Annotated in this window: 21 protein-coding genes and 1 pseudogene; all 22 read right to left on the bottom strand. The window is 35.1% G+C overall.

Annotation, left to right across the window (positions count from 1 at the left end; genetic code table 11):
- Window positions 1-130: 130 nt before the first annotated feature.
- Window positions 131-1,906 (bottom strand): penicillin-binding transpeptidase domain-containing protein, encoded by a 1,776-nt coding sequence (locus RDV78_05935; protein MDS1030034.1) that lies wholly within the window; start codon window positions 1,904-1,906, stop codon window positions 131-133.
- A gap of 69 nt (window positions 1,907-1,975) precedes the next feature.
- On the bottom strand, window positions 1,976-3,187 hold the full coding sequence (locus tag RDV78_05930) for a U32 family peptidase (GenBank protein MDS1030033.1): 1,212 nt from the start codon (window positions 3,185-3,187) through the stop codon (window positions 1,976-1,978).
- 106 nt (window positions 3,188-3,293) lie between these two features.
- On the bottom strand, window positions 3,294-4,268 hold the full coding sequence (gene mltG, locus RDV78_05925) for an endolytic transglycosylase MltG (GenBank protein ID MDS1030032.1): 975 nt from the start codon (window positions 4,266-4,268) through the stop codon (window positions 3,294-3,296).
- Between the two features lie 136 nt (window positions 4,269-4,404).
- Window positions 4,405-5,790 carry a VanW family protein gene (locus RDV78_05920; protein MDS1030031.1) on the bottom strand — a complete coding sequence of 462 codons (1,386 nt, stop codon included), beginning with the start codon at window positions 5,788-5,790 and terminating at the stop codon, window positions 4,405-4,407.
- A gap of 231 nt (window positions 5,791-6,021) precedes the next feature.
- Window positions 6,022-6,168, bottom strand: a complete 147-nt coding sequence (locus RDV78_05915; protein MDS1030030.1) for a hypothetical protein — start codon at window positions 6,166-6,168, stop codon at window positions 6,022-6,024.
- Window positions 6,169-6,571: 403 nt separating this feature from the next.
- On the bottom strand, window positions 6,572-6,877 hold the full coding sequence (locus RDV78_05910) for a DUF1292 domain-containing protein (protein ID MDS1030029.1): 306 nt from the start codon (window positions 6,875-6,877) through the stop codon (window positions 6,572-6,574).
- 91 nt (window positions 6,878-6,968) lie between these two features.
- On the bottom strand, window positions 6,969-7,382 hold the full coding sequence (ruvX, locus tag RDV78_05905) for a Holliday junction resolvase RuvX (protein ID MDS1030028.1): 414 nt from the start codon (window positions 7,380-7,382) through the stop codon (window positions 6,969-6,971).
- Between the two features lie 180 nt (window positions 7,383-7,562).
- A complete protein-coding gene (locus RDV78_05900; GenBank protein MDS1030027.1) occupies window positions 7,563-7,697 on the bottom strand; it encodes a hypothetical protein in 135 nt (44 codons plus the stop codon).
- Between the two features lie 259 nt (window positions 7,698-7,956).
- Window positions 7,957-8,217 carry an IreB family regulatory phosphoprotein gene (locus tag RDV78_05895; protein MDS1030026.1) on the bottom strand — a complete coding sequence of 87 codons (261 nt, stop codon included), beginning with the start codon at window positions 8,215-8,217 and terminating at the stop codon, window positions 7,957-7,959.
- A gap of 78 nt (window positions 8,218-8,295) precedes the next feature.
- Window positions 8,296-10,953: an alanine--tRNA ligase gene (alaS, locus tag RDV78_05890; GenBank protein MDS1030025.1), complete on the bottom strand. Its 2,658-nt coding sequence runs from the start codon at window positions 10,951-10,953 to the stop codon at window positions 8,296-8,298.
- Window positions 10,954-11,089: 136 nt separating this feature from the next.
- Window positions 11,090-12,124, bottom strand: coding sequence for an AI-2E family transporter (locus tag RDV78_05885; protein ID MDS1030024.1), 1,035 nt, complete (start codon window positions 12,122-12,124; stop codon window positions 11,090-11,092).
- Between the two features lie 6 nt (window positions 12,125-12,130).
- The gene (locus tag RDV78_05880; GenBank protein MDS1030023.1) at window positions 12,131-12,283 is read right to left on the bottom strand and encodes a hypothetical protein; all 153 of its coding nucleotides are present in this window, start codon (window positions 12,281-12,283) and stop codon (window positions 12,131-12,133) included.
- Window positions 12,284-12,296: 13 nt separating this feature from the next.
- A complete protein-coding gene (locus RDV78_05875) occupies window positions 12,297-12,758 on the bottom strand; it encodes a PRC-barrel domain-containing protein (GenBank protein ID MDS1030022.1) in 462 nt (153 codons plus the stop codon).
- 106 nt (window positions 12,759-12,864) lie between these two features.
- Window positions 12,865-13,959: a tRNA 2-thiouridine(34) synthase MnmA gene (mnmA, locus tag RDV78_05870; GenBank protein ID MDS1030021.1), complete on the bottom strand. Its 1,095-nt coding sequence runs from the start codon at window positions 13,957-13,959 to the stop codon at window positions 12,865-12,867.
- A 33-nt stretch (window positions 13,960-13,992) separates the two neighbouring features.
- On the bottom strand, window positions 13,993-14,367 hold the full coding sequence (nifU, locus tag RDV78_05865) for a Fe-S cluster assembly scaffold protein NifU (protein MDS1030020.1): 375 nt from the start codon (window positions 14,365-14,367) through the stop codon (window positions 13,993-13,995).
- 3 nt (window positions 14,368-14,370) lie between these two features.
- Window positions 14,371-15,555 carry a cysteine desulfurase NifS gene (nifS, locus tag RDV78_05860; protein ID MDS1030019.1) on the bottom strand — a complete coding sequence of 395 codons (1,185 nt, stop codon included), beginning with the start codon at window positions 15,553-15,555 and terminating at the stop codon, window positions 14,371-14,373.
- Window positions 15,556-15,828: 273 nt separating this feature from the next.
- Entirely contained in the window at window positions 15,829-17,157 is a 1,329-nt protein-coding gene (locus RDV78_05855) for a replication-associated recombination protein A (protein ID MDS1030018.1), read from the bottom strand.
- 81 nt (window positions 17,158-17,238) lie between these two features.
- A pseudogene (locus RDV78_05850) lies at window positions 17,239-17,855 on the bottom strand (tRNA threonylcarbamoyladenosine dehydratase).
- Window positions 17,856-17,872: 17 nt separating this feature from the next.
- Window positions 17,873-19,681 carry an aspartate--tRNA ligase gene (aspS, locus tag RDV78_05845; protein ID MDS1030017.1) on the bottom strand — a complete coding sequence of 603 codons (1,809 nt, stop codon included), beginning with the start codon at window positions 19,679-19,681 and terminating at the stop codon, window positions 17,873-17,875.
- Window positions 19,674-20,951, bottom strand: coding sequence for a histidine--tRNA ligase (gene hisS / locus RDV78_05840; GenBank protein MDS1030016.1), 1,278 nt, complete (start codon window positions 20,949-20,951; stop codon window positions 19,674-19,676). The genes aspS and hisS overlap by 8 nt, the downstream gene beginning before the upstream one ends.
- Before the next feature lie 25 nt (window positions 20,952-20,976).
- Entirely contained in the window at window positions 20,977-21,609 is a 633-nt protein-coding gene (locus RDV78_05835) for an MBL fold metallo-hydrolase (protein ID MDS1030015.1), read from the bottom strand.
- 27 nt (window positions 21,610-21,636) lie between these two features.
- Window positions 21,637-22,086 (bottom strand): D-aminoacyl-tRNA deacylase, encoded by a 450-nt coding sequence (gene dtd, locus RDV78_05830; protein MDS1030014.1) that lies wholly within the window; start codon window positions 22,084-22,086, stop codon window positions 21,637-21,639.

The raw sequence follows: 22,086 nt of genomic DNA, 5'->3' as shown, positions 1-22,086 counted from the left end.
CAGCCCTTTCAAATTTTAGCGTGAGGTTTTCTTTTTTGCAAAGCTCATTTTCTTGCGTTATAGGAATGCTCCAATAATTAATAATTCACCTTGTTTTGTAATTTTTTTACTTTCCATATTTTGTGCCTTTCTATTTTGGGGAAGCATATTTTAAAGCTAAAATCTGCTCCATTATTTTTTTAAATATTGGTGCTGCATCAACACCTCCAGCAGTACCGTTTTCAACCAAAACCGTAACGGCATATTCAGGCTTTTCTAAAGGTGCATATCCTGCGAACCATGTGTTTAATATTTCCTTGCCATTTGCGGCATAATTACCTGTTTGAGCCGAACCAGTTTTTCCCGCTGAACCCCAACCACTAATCCAAGCCTTTTTACCCGTTCCTGTTAAAGCTGTATCTTTCAACAAGGATTGCATAAGCAACGCTGTTTTTTTTGAAATCACACGTTGACCTTTAGGGGTAAACCATTGTTTTATTATTTTATGATCATTGTTCTCAATACTATTTGCAACTCTTGGTTTATGCATAACGCCATTATTAGCAATTGTGCTTATAATCCCGGCTATTTGCAAAGGTGTGAGCATAATTCCTTGCTGCCCTAAAGATGCATTACCAATGGCAACATCATTGTTTTTAGGTATATTAATTGATTGAAATTGTTCATTTTTATAGCCAATTAAATAATCTTCTGTTAAACCAAAGCGATTTGCATAATCTTGTATTTTGTCACTGCCAAGTCGTAGAGCCAATTGAATAAAAGTTGAATTGCATGATTGGGCAAAGGCCTCGCTAAAACTTATTTTTCCGTGGCCGCCTTTTTTCCAACATGGTATTGTCTCCCCATTTGCAAAAACAAATTTTTCTACACAATTAAAAAAATCATTTGGTTTAACCAAACCTTCTTCCAAAGATGCTGCAGCTATTACTATTTTAAAAACTGAACCAGGATAATAATGTTCCAATGATCTATTGGTAAACTCAGCTGATACTTTATCATTTTGTATATATTGAAAAACTGCATCTTGTTTGAAAGATGGCCTGCTAGCCATGGCCACTACTTCACCAGTGGAAATCCGTAAGATAACTACTGCACCTTTTTTAACCTGATGATCTAAAACATCTTCAACTATCCTTTGTATATCCTTATCCAAAGTCAGTACTAAATTATTTTTTTGTTTATTGGTCGTAACATTAGCAATCTTTCTAAAACCTAAGCCGTCTAGTACGTTACCCTTGGCATCTACAGCGGCTGCTATATAATGATCAGGTTCGGTTTCTCTAAGATACCTGTCATAAATAGCTTCTAAACCTTTAACACCAATGATCGTATTCTTTTTATAGCTATTTAGTTCATCTTCGGAAGCATAATGTTTTTTTAATTTTTGCCAGCTATTGTTATCAATTTGACCAACATGACCTATTAAATGAACCGCTAAACTATGAGAACCATATCTGCCTTCAATTGGAACTATATAAATACCCTTGGCTTTTAAATTATTTATTTTTAACTCTTCCTCTATATTCAAATTAGACTTTAATACAAAAGGTCTGTTGCCATAATTTTTTTGCATTAACCCTATTTGGTTAACTATATTTCCATAAGATATATGTAAAATAGAGCTCAATTCTCGTATAAGAGAATCATTTTTTTTAACAACTGCCGGAAAAACAATTAGTGTTTTTTTCTTTTGGCTATCAAGTAAGGACCTTTTTTTATAGTCTAGAATATCCCCTCTCGGATATTCAGTTCCAACTACAATTTGCATGCGCATTTTATCTGCCATTACAGTTAGCTTTTTGCCATCTAAAATTTGTAGCCTGACAAGCTGTTCAAGTAATATTCCAAAAAGCAAAATAAAAATTACAAAAATACACTTATATCTATTAAATATTGATTTATTCATTAATAAAGCCACCTTTTTATAAACCTATTTTAGGTTTAGCAAAAGGTGGCTAAATTATTAGTCATAATATTATTTTTTCCTTCTAAGTAGAGAAAATTTTTCTATTGGAAATTTTATTTTTATATATAACTTTTGTTTGGGATGAGGTGCTGTCGCAATTGCATTACCATCTTCATCGTACATTTCAGTTACTACAAAGCTTTTAGGACTAGTATTTGGCCCAAAAACTTCTATATCATCTCCTAAAGAAAATTTATTACGCTGTTCAACTAATACTAAATCTTTATCATTTTCGCAATTTAAAACCATACCAACAAATTCGTAATTCTTACTTGTTTTGGTGCTAATATAATTATGATCTTCCTTTCCAGGTTTACTAAAATAAAAACCAGTTGTATACTCGCGCTCACTAACCTTTTCTAATTCTTCAAGCCAAGACATGTCAAAAGGAAATCCCTTATAATAGGCATCAATAGCTTGTCTATAGGCTTTAACTACAGTTGCAACATAATGAATACTTTTCATTCTGCCTTCAATTTTTAAGCTGCTAACGCCAGCCTTAATTAAAAGAGGCAAGTGTTCAATCATACATAAATCCTTTGAATTTAAAATATATGAGCCATGTTCATCCTCTTCAATAGACATATATTCGCCTGGCCTTTTTTCCTCAACTAAATGATATTTCCAACGACAAGGATGAGTACACTCGCCTCTATTTGCACTACGCTCTGCTAAAAAGCTGCTTAACATACATCTACCAGAATAGGCCATACACATGGCCCCATGAACAAAAGCTTCTAATGTTATTGGTACCCGAGCATGTATTTCACTAATTTCAGCTAGACTTAATTCCCTAGCTAAAACAATACGTTCAGCACCTAAATCTTGCCAAAACTTGCAGCTGACCCAATTAGTTGTATTGGCCTGTGTGCTAATATGTATCTTAAATTGAGGAGCAAACTCCTTAGCCAGTAAAAAAACACCAGGATCGGAGATAAGTAAGCCATCTATGCTAAGGTGTTGCAATTCAGTCAAATATCCAGATAATTGAGTTAAATCATCGTTATGTGCATAAATATTTATTGTCACATAAACTTTTTTGTTTAAATTATGAGCTATTTTTATACCCTTCTCCAACTCATCTAGACTGAAATTGCCGGCTGACGCGCGTAACCCAAATTGCTGTCCACCTAAATAAACAGCATCAGCTCCATACAACAATGCTATTTTTAACTTTTCAAGATTTCCTGCCGGGGCTAATAATTCTACTTTTTTAGTCAAAAAACCCCCCCTTAATTAGGTAAGTGCTAAAGATAAAATTTTTACTTATATTGAAGATTTTAAAATAGCAATTTGTCATTATAATGACAAATTGGCTGTATTAATACTATTTTATATACTTTTCCTTCGCAAGTACATGCTCTTCTAATGTTTTACTAAATACATGTGCACCATTACTTTTAGCCAAAAAATATAAATAATCTGTTCTTGCTGGGTATAAAGCAGCTCTAATAGCTGCCTTGCCAGGTGAAGCAATTGGGCCTGGAGGCAAACCTTTATGTAAATAAGTGTTATAAGGAGAAACTATTTTTAGGTCATCATAAGAAAGTTTAGTTTTGGGCTTTCCTAATAAGTACTGAATCGTAGCACAAGATTCTAAGCGCATTCCTTTATTTAATCTATTATGAAAAACACTTGAAATAACAGGCCGGTCAACTGCAAGCTTAGCTTCCTTTTCAATTATAGATGCTAAAGTTATTATTTTTACACTTGACAAATTCATTCTTGCAGCTTTTTCTTGATCTTTTTTAGTAAATACCTCAGCAAATCTGTCTAGCATCATTTCAATTATCTCTTTTTCCGTACTACCTACTTTAATCTGATATGTATCGGGAAATAAAAAACCTTCCAAACGATAAGAATTTTTATTATTCTTTGTAGGCAAAAACGGGTATTTGAAATCTCCATTTTTAGCTAAAGTTAGAAATTTACTTTTGTTAATAATTCCCTTGGCAGAAAAAACATCTGAAATTTGTTTAACATTATATCCCTCTGGAATTGTAACGTTGATTACGCTAATATCTCCACTATTAAGTTTATCAATAATTTGAGGAGTCGAACTTCGGCTATCTAACATATAATAACCAGCTTTAAGCTTTTTGTCTTTGCCAAAAATTTTATAATAAGCAACAAAGGCAATATTACTTTTAATCACTTGTTTTTTTTCTAAAAGGATAGCAATTTCTAATGTAGAACTACCTTTTGGAATATGTACCAATATTTCCTTATGATATTTTGCTGCGGGGCCTAAAGAATTAAAAATTATAAAAATAAACAACATTATAGAAAAAACATAAAACATAATTCTGCCTTTTACAACTTTTTTGCCCATATAATGCTCCTATTTGATTTTTTTCTGCTCTTAAATTATAACCTCTAGTACAGATATTAACAATAGGAGCTTATAAAGCTTCTTTTTGATCTAATTTTTTGGGGATTTATCGGGTATTGATTCTTACGTTAGGTTTTACCATCATACTTGTGCTTACTTTAGATCCAATACGAACAATTCGGTTTTTTGGTTGATATATATCTTTAGAAATAAATTCTTTTGTTATAATATTTTTCATATCATCTTTTATAATTCGGTACACTTCTACGATATACCCATCTTTTCCACTTTCGACTAAAACTGCCTTACCTAATGGTAAGTTAGGGTCCTTAATTGTTTGTATACTAGGACTAATTATTTTCTCAGACCTAACAATCTGAACATTGGGTTTATTCGTAACATGGCCAAAAATTTTAACCACTAAGGCATTTTCAACCACTTTTGTCTTAATTAAAATGTAGTTAGCTGTATTATTTAAAAATTTAAAATCTATAGTACCATAGTTTACTGTTGCGTCTAAACCTAAAGAAACATATTTTATTGGTAAACTATGACGCCTTCTTTCTATTATAGGGAAATTGGCTCTTAATACGGCATTATAAAGAGTTGAGGAAACTTGACATACCCCGCCTCCTAAGCCATTTTCAAATTCATTTTCAACTATTACTAATGCTTCTTGGTAACCTGCTTCCTTTGTTCTTGGCCCCACAGATTCGTTAAAAGAGAAATACTTGCCTGATGGTATTAATACATTATCTAATTTTCCTGCAGCTACTTTAATATTATTAGCTCGTTCTTTTTTTTGTGGATCAAAATAAGTTATAGTTTCCGAAAGCTTCATGTCAATATGCATATTTGCCAAATCTTCAGTTAACAATTTTGGCCTTTTTTTAATTTCTGGGATAATTAAGGAAGTATTGCGTTGACCTTGAGAATATACAATTGTTTGCTCAATGTTTTTTATTACAGCATTTATGTTCCCTTCGTCACCCCAAATAGCAGACTGTATAGTAAGTTGATCCTTATCGTTTAAAACAAATTGAGCATCAATTGGTTTTACTATAAATGGAGTAAGAAAATTATTCAACGAACTATTAACCTTGTTCTTGTCCAATTTTAATACAATTTTAAGGTCTGAACTTTTTGAAAATAATTTGTAATAGGAAGCCCATCTTTGCCAAAAATATTTTTCTCTACCATAATTCATTACCCTTTTTCTTGTTTCCTCAATATCAGGATTAATACCTAATTCAGTATAGGAAAATTTTTTCAGATAGTTTTTATATTTAACCTCAACTTTGTATTGGCTAATCTGTTTTGCAATTTTTTCGATTTCTTCATTTAATTGGGCTGAAGGCTTTTTGCCAATATTGTAACCTTCTAAACGTAGTCCGGGATAAGTATAGTTTTTATAGATTATTTTAGGGATAAACAGATTAACTAGAATTAATGTACCTAGAAACATTAAAATAGCTAGAATCCAGCGTTTCAATGTTTTCCCTCCTCTTTTTCACATAACTATTTTTATTCAAACCGGAGGGAAAGATACATAAGATATTTAAGCTTAAATTGAGTAAGTTCCGTGGTGTCAATTGCCTTATCTTTTCCTTAAGTCTCTTTATTTTCTTAGGGTGGACTGCGACTATTTTCCTGTGGATAATGAAGCCCGGATAGGATACATCCTTACTTACTTCTGTATGGTGGGTTTTGTCTTTGTTAACGGTTAGTTTGAGTTCGTTTTCAGTATTTTGGCAGCAATGTCTTGATATTTTCGGGCTTCTCTATGCGTCTTTGCAAATACCAAAATGTCACCGGCATAGCGTATTATCCGTATTTCCTGCTGTTTCTTCTTTTGGTTAAATCTATCCAAGTAGATATTAGTTAACAGGGGTGAAATAACGCCGCCCCGGGGCTCCCGACTTCTGTCCCTGTGTATACTCCGTCTTTTAATACTCCGGCAGTTAAGATAGTCCCGGGCTTCCCCGTTAGGTTTGCTTACCTGAACTTGAACGCATCCGTCCTAACTAATCAGGTTATCCGGCTTTTGGGCTTTCCCACTTTTTGCAAGATTACCCGCCTGACTAGCCAACCTCGGTTTGCTTGCGCTATGTTCCAATTTCCCCCTTCGGCTTCCTTCAGACCCCACAGTTGCCAGTGACGCCCTTGCTTACGAGTTATCTTCCTGCCGGTTAGGCGATAGGGTTTCTTTCAGCCCATCGGCTCAGCAAACATGCCGGTCAAACTAAAAATAAAAGCCGCAATTTTTGCGACTTTTAAAATTCTTCCTCATCAATCATTTCTTCCCAGGCACGAGCTACAGACTCCCATTCATCATCATTTTCAATTTCAGCTAAAAATTCATCGCCATTTTCATCTGCCGCTATTTTTAATATAATAGCCTCATCTGATTCGTCGTTTTCACTAGCCGGCATAAGAATAGCGTATTTATTTTCATCCATTTCCAACACGTCAACAATGCTGAATTCATGGTCATTGCCTTCTTCGTCCTGTAAAACAATAATATCCTCACACTCACAATCTTCTTCGCAACCACAATCATGGTGCTTTTCGTCAACCATTAAAAACACACCTTTCTCTCTTTTAATAGGCTAATAATAACTGATTTAATATTTTTTGTAAAGGTAATTATTACAAGTATAACCAGTTAGGCTAATTTTTATTATCTAAATAACTCTGTAAAATTACAGTAGCAGCAATTTTATCAATAACCAATTTTCTTTTTTTACGTGAAACGTCTGCAGCAAGGAGAGTTTTTTCTGCTGCTACAGTAGTTAACCTTTCATCCCAGAAAATAATTGGTAAATTACTTTTTTCACCTAATGCTTCAGCAAAATCAATTACTTTCTTAGCCTGAGGACCTATAGAACCATTCATATTTTTAGGTAAGCCAACAACTATCTGTTCAACCTCATTTAAATTAATTATTTTAAGAATATATTCGATATCTTTTTTTATTTCTCCCGTGCATTTAACTGTGTCAATTCCTTGGGCTGTCAAGCCTAAAGGATCACTTAAAGCCACACCAATTTTCTTGTCACCAACATCTAATCCAAGAATTCGCATTTTTTCACCTACTCTACTAACCCAGTATTCCCCATCTGAGAATATAGCATACTTTCACCTTTATTAAATCGATTAGGAGCTGAGTAATTATTTTATTCAGCGTCTCTCAGTCGAGTAGCCCTTGGGAGTTTCACCCAAAGGCTCTCACAGAACCGTACGTGAATCTCTCGATTCACATGACTATTTTTGTTTAAGCCGTTTCCCTAATCGCTCACTACCATAGCTCTTTACCACAGCAGCATTAGGGTTGTTTGATGAGTTTGCCTGTACAATCCTCATCGAAGGGCCTTTCTTCATCTCTGCTGCAACTTTCACAGCACACCACCACCGTACGTACCGTTCGGTATACGGCGGTTCAATAGAATTAATGCACTAATGAATATTTTTCACTTATTGACTTTAAACCTATTTTTCTCAGGTATTCATTAGTGAGTGTTCTTGCAAGGATTGGGCTATTGGCTATTCGCCTGCTTCCAAAACACATTCTTGTCCTTCTTCTCAAGCGCCCATGCCGGGCGCACCACTATAAAAGCCCATATCCTGGTAAAGGATATAGGCTTTTTTTCATACCTGGCTACTTCTGACCCAGGTAGCTCATAAGTAGTTCCTCCATTAATTCATCCCGCTCTAAACGCCGGATTAAATTACGAGCATTATTATGGCTAGTAATATAAGCAGGGTCTCCAGACAATAAGTATCCCACTAGCTGATTAATAGGATTATAACCCTTCTTCTGCAATGCCTCATAGACCAGCAATAAAACTTCTTTAGCTTTAGGAACCTCTTCTTTTTCAACCTTAAACATCACGGTATGCTCAAGATTATCCTGGGTCATATCCACACCCCCATTGAACAAACTTAATTTATACTTCGCTATTAAATAACTATTATCCTTTAATTAAAATGATAATTTTTAATACTGTTTTATGTTATACATTTTACTAATTATTTCATTACAAAAACCTAAAGCTTCTTTTAGCTTAGCTGCATCTTTACCCCCTGCTTGCGCCATATCAGGCCTTCCACCACCGCTTCCTCCTGCAACCTTGGCTACTTCTTTGATAATTTTACCAGCATGTATACCTTTAGGTACTAGGTCTTTAGTTACAGCAGCCACGAAATTAACTTTGTCTTCAATCTTTGTTCCCAAAATAATAACCCCTGAACCTAATTTGTCCTTTAATAGGTCGGCCATATTCCGCAGTCCTTCCATATCTGAAACCTGAACTTCGGCGGCTAAAACAGATATATCAGCAATTTTTTGCACTTGGCTTAGCAAATGGTCAGTTTGATACAATGCAAGCTTTGCGCTAAGTTTTTCTATTTCACGTTCTTTTTCCCGCATTTCTTTAAGCACTGTTTCTACCCTTTGAGCAACTTGATTAACAGGCGTTTTTAAAACTTCAGCTAGTTGTTCCAGTCTTTTTTCTTTATCATTTAAATATTCTAAAGCTGCTAAGCCCGTGGCTGCTTCAATTCTTCGAAAGCCTGTCCCTACACCACTTTCACTTAGAATTTTAAAAATGCACGCACTACTAGTGTTTTCTAAATGGGTTCCTCCACATAATTCCATGCTATAATCGCCCATTTTTACTACACGCACACGATCGCCATACTTTTCACCAAAAAGAGCCGTTGCACCAAGTTCTGTTGCTTCGTCAAAAGATGTTTCCAAAACAGTAATCGGTAGACTTGCTAGTATTTGCTCATTTACTTTACGTTCAACTGCGAAAATTTCTTTTTCATCTAAGGCAGTAAAATGAGTAAAATCAAAGCGTAGCCTTTCTGGTAAAACTAAGGAACCAGCCTGGTTGACATGTTCCCCCAAAACTTCTTTTAGAGCTTTATGTAATAAATGAGTTGCGGAGTGATTCCTTTTAATTGCTAACCTACGTTCTTCATCAACTGTAATTGATACTTGATCCCCGACTTTAAAAAATCCTTCTTCAATTTTCATCGAATGAATATACTTACCATCAGGCAATTTTTGTGTATCCAAAATACTACCCCAACCATTTAAACCTTTAACAATCCCTTTATCTCCTACTTGTCCACCGCTTTCAGCATAACAAGGAGTCGTATCTGTAACTAGGTATAATTCCAGTCCTGCATCTGCTTTGTTCTTTTTCCCTTTTTCATGAACTAAAGCTAGTATACTTGCTTCCGCTACCAAATGCTCATATCCAACAAATCTGGTTGGACTAATATCATTTAAACTGTTAGTTAAAGATATAGCAAAATTCCATGCCTTTGAATCATCTCTTGCCTCTCTTGCTCTGTTTCGCTGCTCTTCCATAGCACTATTGAATCCATCTTTATCAACCACTAAGCCATATTCTTCAGCAATATCTTCCATTAGATCTAATGGAAAGCCATAAGTATCATATAATGTAAAAGCTTCCTTGCCTTTAATAATCTTGGTATTCTCATTTTTTAATTTTCTTATTAATTCATTTACTACTTTTAAACCATCATTAAGAGTTTCCCTAAACCGCTCTTCTTCTCTTTGAATTACCTTTTTGATATGATCTTCATTAGTTTTTATTTCTGGATAAGCATCTTCCATTATCTTGCGAACGATTGGTACTAGTTCAAAAAGGAAAGGGCGTTCAATTCCTAGAACTTTTCCAAAACGTACAGCTCTTCTTAAAATTCTACGCAACACATAACCACGTCCTTCATTACTAGGAAGGACTCCATCTAAAATTAAAAATGTACAAGATTTTGCGTGATCAGCAATAACTCGGAAGGGAAAGCCGCGATCATCCTGATTATATGTAAGGCCGGTGATATTCTCAACTTCTTGAATTAGCGGTTTAATCAAATCCGTATCATAATTACTATTTACGCCCTGTAAAATGGAACTTACTCGTTCTAAACCCATGCCTGTGTCAATGCTTGGTTTAGGAAGTGGTGTTAGTTTTCCATTTTCATCGCGATCATATTGCATAAATACTAAATTCCATATTTCTAGCCAACGATCGCAATCACATTTACCAATGCCACATTCCTTTTCTGTACAGCGAAAATCTTCGCCACGATCATATAAAATTTCACTGCAAGGCCCACAGGGTCCAGTATCACCCATTGACCAAAAATTATCTTTTTCTCCTAAGCGAATAATTCGCTCAGTAGGTACACCAACTTTTTCATGCCAAATTTTATATGCCTCATCATCATCAAGATAAATAGTAATCCAAAGTTTTTCTTTTGGCAGTTGAATAACTTTCGTTAGAAATTCCCATGCAAAATGAATTGCATCATCTTTAAAGTAATCTCCAAAAGAAAAATTACCCATCATTTCAAAGAAGGTATGATGACGAGCTGTTCTGCCAACAGTATCTAAGTCGTTATGTTTTCCTCCTGCGCGAACACATTTTTGAGCTGTTGTAGCTCTGCTATATGGCCGTTTATCTAGACCTAAAAAAACATCTTTAAATTGAACCATTCCAGCATTGGTAAACAGTAATGTAGGGTCGTTATGTGGTATTAAAGATGAACTAGGAACAACCGTATGACCTTTACTCTCAAAAAATTGTAAAAATTTCTTTCTCAAATCACTACCTTGCATTATTATTGCTCCTTCTTTAATTTTTGGAATATACGCCAAAAAACCTCGTCTTAACTCCTTCAGTCGAAGACGAGGGATATCTTGTTAAAATATTAGAATTTTCTACATTATACATAAAGTTTTAAACCTTTGTCAATTAAACAATAAGTTTTAAAAATAAGTAACGTATAATGATTTTTAAAATGGCTGTTAGTGGGACTGCCACCAACATTCCTGCTATCCCCCATAACTGACCTCCAGCTAAAAGAACAAAAATAACTAACAAAGGATGTACCCCTATACTATTCCCTAAAATTTTAGGGGAAATAAAATTACTTTCCAACTGTTGCACAATTAGCATTACTAAAATCACATACAATGCTAAAGACTGCGATTTTAATAGCGCTAAGGAAACAGCAGGTATAGCACCTATAATTGGACCAAAATAAGGAATAATGTTTGTAATTCCCGAAATAATTCCGAATAGTAAAGGAAAATCCATTCCTACAATAGTTAAACCAATTGAAGTAGCAATTCCAACTATCAATGCCACTAAGAGATTGCCTTGAATAAATTTTAATAGTGCTAAATCAATTTCAGACCATATGGACAAAATTTCAGAGCGTTTATTTAAAGGCAAATTTTGGACAATCAAACGGCATATTTCTTCTTTATCTTTTAAAAGATAAAAAGTTAAGATTGGAGCAACAATAAAACTAAATATTTCTGAAAATAAGCTAAAAATACTACTAACTAGATTACTCAGGCTAGTGATAAGCAAATTCTGAAACCATAGTATGTTGTGATCAATGCTTTCACGTAAGCTATAGGGAATAGTAAATCTTTGATACAAATGGTAAAAATTTTGTAACCTGTTTTGTATCTCATTAGTGTATAAGGGAATCTTTTCAACAAACGCTGTAAGCTGTTTTAAAATAACTGGAAAACCATAAAAACAAGCTAAAAATAGCACTCCAAAAACCACAATATATACAATTGTTATACCATAAAGACGTTTAATATTATGCTTTTCCAATTTTTCTACTAAGGGATTTAGAATATAAGCAAGTACAATTGCTAAAACAAAAGGGAATAATATATTTCGTACTGCGTAAAGAAAAACAAAGACAATAAATAAAAAGAAAAGCATTAATAAACGTCTAAGGATCTTTTTATCAATTTTAAGTTTCAAATCCGACTACTCCAGCTTGTATGACGATTCAATACTACCATCCTCAGCCAATTCGAAAACCTGATTCCTATCGTCATATTCTACACAACAGTTCCAGCAGTAAAACTGATCTGGTCCAATTTTACCAACTTCTCGACTGCCACATAAAGGACATAACATCTTTTCTTCCTCCTTAAAAATCTACAATAATGGTATTATTACCTGTTGTTTGAATTGCTTCCTGACTTACAATATGTCTTCCGGAAATTATATCTCCAATAAACCCTTCTGACACTTCTAATGCTGTTATTTGGCCACTTGGGAATTCAAAAACAATATCTTCAACGCAGCCAAGTTCATTACCTTTGCCACAAATAACTTTAGTACCTTTAATTTTTTGCCAACTACTTCCAAAATCATCCCCTACTTCAACATTTTCTAACTCATTGGAATTTATAATAATTGCATCTCTTCCGAGACTCAATACCATTTGCAACTGACACACTTTTACATCCTTATCATTATTTGCCAATACTTGTAGAGCTTTAACATAATTTAGATCTTTACTACAAAAAAGATCACTTATTTTTCCTAAATTTTCACCATTTGCTTTTCTAATTACGGGCAAGCCTAAAACTTCTCTTCCTTTGTACAATTTATTACCCCCAGTGCTTAAAAGGGTCTGAAGTCTATCAGGTATTATTGACACTTGACTAAAAAATAATACCTAAAAATAAAAAAGCGCACAAATTGTGCGCACATTAGCCAAGCTTTTTTTTAATCGTACCACCACCGACAACCAATTCATTATTATAAAAAACCACTGCTTGTCCGGGTGTAATAGCAAATTGTGGTTCATGAAGTATTACTTCTACTTGACCTTCATTTTCGCCGGGTGAGATAGTTGCCTTAACCTCTTCAGCTTTATATCTTACTTTAGCTGTTACCTGCATAGTATCCCTTAATTGATCGAAAAGAATAAAGTTGTTATTTTCGGAGATTAGTCTATTACCTTCTAACTCTTCTAATTTACCTAAGATAATAGCGTTTTTTTCAGGTACAATATCAATAACATATACTGGATAACCTAGGGCTATTCCTAGACCCTTACGTTGCCCAATTGTATAAAAAGGTATCCCTTGATGTTGCCCCAAAACATTTCCTTTTGTATCATAAAAAAATCCCGGTTTAATTTCTTCCGCTGAATTTTCTTTGATAAAGCGGCGGTAATTATTATCACTAACAAAACAAATTTCCTGGCTTTCAGGCTTATTTGCTACGCTAAAACCTAGTTCAGCTGCAATCTGACGTATTTCCGGTTTAGTGTAATTGCCTAAGGGCATTAAAGTATGTTGTAACTGATCTTGAGTTAGATTATATAAGACATAAGTCTGGTCCTTATTCTTATCTTTAGCTTTAGCAATCATATAACGCTGCTTGCTCTCATCAAAAAAAACTTTAGCATAATGACCTGTAGCTACGTAATCTAGTTCAAGGGCCCTTGCTTTGGTCAAAAGTGCATCAAATTTTACATATTTGTTACATGCTATACAAGGATTTGGTGTTTTACCCAAAAGGTATTCGTCAATAAAGTAGTCTATAACTTTCTCCTGAAATAAACCTTTAAAATTAAGGACATAATAGGGAATACCAAGTTTTTGGGCAACTCTACGAGCATCCTCAACAGCACTTAGGGAACAACAGGCAGTTTCAGATGAGATAGCCTGTTCATCTGAGGTCCAAAGCTGCATTGTAACACCTACTACTTCATAACCAGCACGTAACAATAGAGCTGCCGCTACCGAACTATCAACCCCTCCGCTCATGGCCATTAATACTTTTCGTTTTTTTTGCATTTAGATTTCAACCCCTATAATAATAACAACCCTTTATTTATTTTTATTTTTATTTTTATAGTCTTTTATTGCTTCATGCAATGCGTCCGCAGCCAAATTTGAGCAGTGCATTTTTACAGGCGGCAACCCACCTAAGGCTTCAGCCACTTGCTGATTGGTAATTTTTAATGCCTCATCAATCGTTTTACCTTTAACCATTTCAGTAACCATACTGCTGGTAGCAATTGCTGCCCCACAGCCAAAGGTCTTGAATTTTACATCAGTAATAATGTCATTATCTACTTCAATCGTAATTTTCATAATATCTCCGCAAACAGGATTACCTACCTGCCCAGACCCGCTAGGATTTTCTAATTCACCAACATTTCTTGGATTAGTAAAATGATCCATTACCTTTTCTGTATACATGATCTATTCCCCCTTGCTTTCACTTGAGTTTGCTTGATATAAAGGAGACATGGCTCTTAAACGTTCTACTATAGAAGGCAAAACGTCTAAGACATAATTAATATCTTCTTCAGTATTTTCTCTTCCTAAAGTCATCCGTAAGGAGCCATGAGCAATTTCGTGAGGAATACCCATAGCTAAAAGAACATGAGATGGATCCAAAGAGCCCGATGTACAAGCTGAACCACTGGAAGCAGCAATTCCTTGCATATCCAAGCTTAGAAGAAGTGATTCACCTTCTATATGCTTTACGCTTATGTTCACATTATTGGGTATTCGATCTTTTTTACTTCCATTTAATTGGATGTCGGGTATTTTTTGCATAATACCCTCAATCAGTTTATCTCTTAAAGAAGTCAGCTTACTCATTTCATCGCCTAATTCAACACGTGCTAATTCACAAGCCTTGCCGAAGCCTGCAATTCCAGGAACATTTTCTGTACCAGGGCGCCTCTTTCTTTCCTGTCCGCCACCAAAAAGTAAAGGATTAAGTTGCACACCTTTCCTTATATAAAGGCAGCCTATACCTTTAGGACCATAGATTTTATGACTTGATGCCGATAATAAATCTACCTTCAGTTGGTTCACATCTACGGGAATTTTACCAACACTTTGAACTGCATCTGTATGGAAAATTATTCCTCTTTCTCTTGTTATGTTACCTATTTCAGCAATAGGCTGTATTGTACCTACTTCATTATTTACGTGCATAATGCTAACCAAAATAGTGTCTTCTGTTAAAGCGGCCTTAAAATCTTCAATTTGCACTAAGCCCTCGTTGTTTACAGGAAGATAAGTTACATTAAAACCTTGTTTTTCTAAAGATTTAAAAGTATCAAGTACAGCATGATGCTCTATGGAAGAAGTAATAAGATGTTTCCCTTTTTCTTTATTTGCATAAGCTGACCCTACAATAGCCCAGTTGTCAGCTTCCGTTCCCCCACTTGTAAAAAATATTTCGTCAGTTTTAGCACCTAAAAAAGTGGCTACTTGTTCTCTGGCAATGTCAACAGCTTTTTTAGCTTCTCTACCGAAACTATGAATACTTGAAGGGTTACCAAAATGTGTTGTTAAATATGTATTAACTATTTCAGCTACCTCTGGTCTGACAGGCGTAGTAGCACTATGATCAAGATATACTTTACGCATCCCAAAAACTCCTTCTTAAATAAAATAATATTACTTAAAATTTATAAAACAATAAGTAGCAATGCTTAAAAACATTTCTTTATATAGATTTCATTGTCTATTTTGTCCAAACTAGACAAAATTAATCTTTATCCCTCCTTACCTAAACTAAAAATATTCTTGTTGTTATTATAGCACAATTATTGGTATATACAATAATTATCATAGATTTACTGGTATTTTAGTTTATTTTTATTGGCAACTAATTTAATGTTAAATAGTTGCTAATTGCCCTTATTTTTCATTGTTTTTCTCCTTTATTTCCAGTAAATAACTTTTTATTTTTTGCTCCTTACCATTATCACTAGGATAATAATATTCTATTCCTGCTAATTTATCTGGTAAGTACTCTTGTTTAACATGGTTGCCGGGATAGTCATGAGGGTACAAATATTTTGCTCCATAGTTCAGAGACTTTGCCCCTGGGTAGTGCCCATCTTTTAAATGTAGTGGCACGCTCCCAATGTTTTTTTTTACATCATTTAATGCTTTATCTATAGCAACATAAACCGAATTACTTTTAGGAGCACAAGCTAAGTAAATACATGCCTCTGCCAAGGGAATTCTAGCTTCAGGTAAACCAATATAATCTAGAGCTTGAGCAGCATTTATAGCAATTGCCAGTGCTTGAGGATCGGCCAAACCTATATCTTCGGCTGCTAAGATAATCATACGTCTGGCAATAAAGCGGGGATCTTCTCCTGCTGCAAGCATCCTTGCTAGCCAATGCAAGCTTGCATTGGGATCTGAACCACGCATACTCTTAATAAAAGCTGAAACTACGTCGTAGTGTTGATCACCGTTCTTATCGTAGAGGATTGCCTTTTCTTGAATTGACTCCTCAGCTACTTCTAAATCTATCTCAATAATACCTTCCTTATTTGGCACAGAAGTTAATACCGCTAGTTCAATGGCATTCAATGCTTTTCTAGCATCTCCACCGGAAGTATGAACAAAATGCTCCATAGCATCTGCAGTTATTTTAACTGGCAAATTACCTAAGCCACGCTCTTTGTCTTTTAACGCAGTACTAATAATTGCTTTGATTTCATCTGGCTCCAGTGGAAATAATTTAAAGATTTTAGATCTTGATAAAAGGGCAGAATTTACTTCAAAATAAGGGTTTTCAGTTGTTGCTCCAATTAAGACAATTGTTCCATCTTCCACATAGGGTAGTAAAATATCCTGTTGAGCTTTGTTAAAGCGATGAATTTCATCAATAAATACTATTGTTTTTTTAGCGTATAATGTCAAATTATCTTTGGCAGTCTGAATAATATTTTTTAAATCACTGGCTCCAGCAGTTACTGCATTTAATCTTATAAAGTCACCTTTGGTATTTTCAGCTATGACTTGCGCCAAGGCTGTTTTTCCAGTTCCGGGAGGCCCATAAAAAATTAGTGAGGAAAGTTGATCAGCTAATATTGCTCGGCGCAGTAATTTGCCAGGTCCAACAATATGTTTTTGACCTATATACTCTTCTAAACTTTTTGGACGCATCCTTACAGCTAACGGAGCGCTTTTCTTTTGTTTTTCCTGACTGGCTAAATCAAATAAATTCAATAAACTCTACCTCCTTTAGGAGAAACATATTAGAACAAACGACGGTTATAAATAACCGCCGTAACTTTATCATAATTTATATTACTTACTAAGGAGATGATTAACCACTATGCTAGCTAGGTGCAAACCTACCACAGAAGGTACAAAAGAAATACTTCCAGGTACTGTCCTACCCTGAACTGAACTAATATGTTCATCTTTAGTAAAGGTTTCTTCGGATGCATGTTTATATTTTAAAGCAGGCTGAGGTGAATAGACTACTGTAACTCCTTTTTCAATTCCCCTTTTTCTTAATTCTTTTCGCACAACTTTTGCTAAAGGACAAGTCTTTGTTTCTGAAATATCAGCCACTATAAAGGATGTGGGATCTAACCTATTCCCCGCTCCCATACTAGCTACTACAGGTATTTTTTTGTCTAGACAATATGAAATTAAATCTACTTTACCGGTACCGTATCTATAGCATCTACAACATAATCTAAATCCGCGGTTATTAGTTCTTCTCTGTTTTCAGAACTATAAAAAGCGCGAATAGCATCAATTTCAAGTTCAGGATTAATATCTAGTAAACGCTCCTTCATAACTTCTACCTTAGGTCTCCCTATTGTAGAATGAAGTGCATGAAGTTGACGGTTTATATTTGACTGTAATCCGGCCTGACCTATGAGTAATTCTGTTCTGGAAAATTCATTTTGCATAATACATCCGCCTATGGCTATAAAACTACTTTTTTACCTAGAACATTAAGTTTAATATGTAATTCTTTCAGCTGTTTGTCAGCTACAGCCGATGGTGCCTTAGTCATTAAATCGGTAGCACTTTGTGTTTTAGGAAAAGCAATAACATCCCTTATAGTATCTTTGCCGCTCATTAACATTATCATTCTATCTAGCCCGAATGCAATTCCTCCGTGAGGTGGAGTCCCATATTCAAAGGCTTCTAGAAGGTAACCAAATTTATCATTAGCTTCTTCTGGGCTTAGCCCAATTAAACTAAACATTTTTTCCTGAATATCTCTCCTATGGATCCTAATACTTCCCCCACCTAATTCTACTCCGTTTAGTATTAAATCATATGCTTGGGCTCTCACCTTTGCAGGTTCAGAATCTAAAAGTGGTAAATCTTCCATAACTGGAGCCGTAAACGGATGATGAATAGCAACATATCTTTTCTCTTCAGCATCCCACTCCAAAAGTGGGAAGTCAACTAACCAACATAAATTAAATTCTGTATTATCTATTAAATTCAAACGCTTACCAAACTCTAAGCGTAAATGTCCGAGAGCATCTGCTACAATAGCAGGTGTGTCTGCTACAAATAGTAACAAATCTCCTGTTTCAGCTTCCATCTGAGCTATTATTTTTTCTAATTCCTCATCCGTAAAGAATTTTGCTATTGGAGATTTAAGCCCCTCAGAAGTTAATTCTATCCAAGCTAAACCTTTCGCTCCATATACTGCAGTTAACTTCATCAGTTCATCTATATCTCTCCTGGAGTAATGAGCACACCCTTTAGCATTTATTCCCTTTACTTGCCCACCAGAAGCAATGGCATCACTAAAAACCTTAAATCCAGATTGTGCAACAATTGTTGATACATCATTTAATTCTAAACCGAATCTTAAATCTGGTTTGTCCGAACCAAACCTATCCATAGCCTCTTTATAACCTATTCTCGGAAAGGACTCTGGTACTTTTATTCCTAAAGCTTTTTCAAAAATGTATCCTATCATTTTCTCAACCAGTTCTAAAATCTGATCCCGATGCATAAAAGACATTTCCATGTCTAATTGAGTAAACTCAGGCTGTCTGTCAGCCCGTAAATCTTCGTCGCGAAAGCAACGTACAATTTGAAAATAGCGATCCATTCCTGCAACCATTAAAATTTGCTTGAATAATTGTGGCGATTGAGGTAATGCGAAAAATTCTCCAGGATGTACCCTACTGGGAACCAAATAATCCCGTGCACCTTCAGGAGAGCTCTTGGTTAACATTGGAGTTTCAATTTCTAAAAAATCATTTTGATCTAGGAAATCGCGCATTGCCTTGGTTGTTTTATGTCTTAGCTTAAGAGCCTCTTGCATATCTGTGCGGCGTAAGTCTAGATACCGATAACGTAAGCGAACTAATTCATCAACTTCAATATTTTCCTCAATACTAAAGGGAGGTGTTTTAGCCCTATTTAAAATTCTAAGTTCTTCAGCATATATTTCTATCTCACCAGTAACTAAGTTTTGATTAATTGTTCCTTCCGGCCGAGAAAATACTTTTCCACGAACGGCCAATACATACTCGCTGCGAACTTCTTCTGCCTTTTTAAAAGCTTCGATAGATAATTCCGGATTTACAACTACTTGTACAACTCCATAACGGTCTCTTAAATCTATAAAAATCAGGCCACCATGATCACGACGCTTATGGACCCAACCCATTATCACAACTTCTTCATTTATATTTTTTAGATTTAATTGACCACATCGATGGGTTCTAGTTATTTCATTCATTGGTTCAACTTTATTAAGCATTCTCGTTTCCCCCATTAACATTCACTATATAAGTACTTACATTTTCCAACTTGATTTCCTTTTGCTGACCTGTTTCCATTGTTTTAAGCACTACACAACCTCTTGTAAGCTCTTCTTCGCCCAAGATAAGAACAAATTCATAGTCTAACTTATAAGCATATTTTAATTGTGCTTTTAAACTGCGCCCTAAGTAATCTTTTTCAGCACTAATACCTAAATTTCTTAATTGGTGCAATAATTTCACTGCCACAATTTCTTGACCTGAAGCTGTTGTTGCAATAAAAGTACCTTTCTTTTTAACAGAATGGTTTAGTAATCCTTGCTGTTCCATAGTAAGTAGTATTCTTTCTAAACCAACAGCAAAACCAATCCCCGGAGTAGGCGAACCGCCACATATTTCTACTAAATGATCATACCTACCACCGCCTCCAATGGAACTTTGGGCTCCAATTCCTTGTACCATTACTTCAAAGGCAGTTTTAGTATAATAATCCAGCCCCCTAACCAACCTTGAGTCTAGAATAAAATCTATATTTAATGCTTTTAAATAACTTTGCAGCTTAAAAAAATGCTCAGAACAGTCTTCGCATAAGCAATCTGTAATAGTCGGGGCTTTGTCAATTAATTTTTGACAGTCTTCGCTTTTACAGTCAAAAATTCTTAATGGATTTTTTTCATAGCGCTGTCGACATGTAGAGCATAAAAGATCAATGTTTGGTTGTAAAAATTCTTTTAACTTTTCTTTATGTACAGATCTACATTCTGGACAGCCAACGCTATTTATATGTAACTCCAAACCTTTTAATTCTAAACGTTTGTAATAATCCATAGCTAAAGCAATAACTTCTGCATCTAGACTAGGATCCTGAGAGCCAAGAACTTCCACACCAAATTGGTGGAATTGTCTAAATCTACCGGCTTGAGGACGTCCATAACGAAACATTGGACCCATGTAATAGAATTTAGTTGGTTGTGGGCCGGAATAAATTTTATTTTCTAAAAATGCCCTCACAGTTGGAGCAGTTCCTTCCGGTCTTAAAGTAATATTCCTTTCTCCACGATCCTGAAAACTATACATCTCTTTTTCTACAATATCAGTTGTATTTCCAACTCCCCGAGCAAAAAGCTCCGTATGCTCAAATATTGGAGTTCTAATTTCATGATAGTTATACATACTGCATAAATTATGGACAACACTTTCTAGGTAACGCCAATGCTCAACATCACCAGGTAAAATATCATTTGTTCCTCTAGGACGTGTGGTAAGCATTTTCTACCCCCTAAACTAAATAAAATTATAGTAAATCAAATATAAATTGATTGCTGGTTCTTTCTTTCTGTAAAGTTGTGCTTTGACCATGACCAGGGTAAATAATATAATCTTCCTTCAGTGGCAAAAGTTTATTCTTAATTCCTTCCAAGAGGCTCTCATAAGAACCACCAGGCAAATCTGTTCTTCCAATAGAACCAGCAAAAAGGGTATCTCCTGTCATAATAAAGGTATCTCCTTTAAGACTTATACCTCCAGGGGTATGACCAGGTGTGTGCAATACTTCTAAATTAATAGTTTTTCCTATATTAATGATATCTCCCTCTTGCAGTATTTTGTCCGCAGGGGGGCCTGTAATTTCCATTCCCATATATATGGAAAGATTCTTGCTGGGATCAAGCAAAAAACTTCGGTCATCCTCGTAAATTAAAATTTCAGCTCCTGTAACTTTCTTTATTTCTGCATTAGCACCTACGTGATCGGCATGACCATGAGTATTAATTATATACTTCACGTGCAAATCTTCTTCATCTATGCATTGTAAGATAACATCGCTGTCAAAACCAGGATCTATTACTGCTGCTTCCTTGGTAACCTGACAGCCAAGTATGTAACAATTGGTCGCGATGGGCCCAACCTTAATAGATTTAAAAAACAATTATAACCCTCCCGTCAATTTTAAAAATCAAAATACCTTTTTGCTATCCAAAAGCATTGTAACAGGTCCATCATTATATATTTCCACTAACATATCCGTTTGAAAACAACCTGTCTCAACTTTTAAGCTTTCGCTTTTCAAAGATTGTACAAAATGCCGATATAATTCGTCTGCCATCTGAGGCGGAGCTGCTTGTCCGAAGCTGGGTCTGCGACCTTTCCTACAATCGCCAAGAAGAGTAAATTGGGAAATGACCAGTATTTCACCTTGAACATCGCGTATGGATAGATTCATTTTACCTTCCTGATCCGAAAAAATACGTAAATTAACAACCTTATTAGTTAAATACACTACATCATCAACTGAATCTGAACTTTCTATTCCCAGGAGAATAACATATCCTTTCCCAATTTGACCAACGATTTCGTCTTGTACACTTACCTTTCCTTTAGTAACCCTTTGAATTACAGCGCGCAT

Source organism: Bacillota bacterium LX-D, from assembly GCA_031628995.1.
GTDB lineage: Bacteria > Bacillota > DUOV01 > DUOV01 > Zhaonellaceae > JAVLUO01.
Note: the sequence above shows the minus strand (reverse complement) of the source record. Positions and strands in the feature narration are given on the sequence as shown.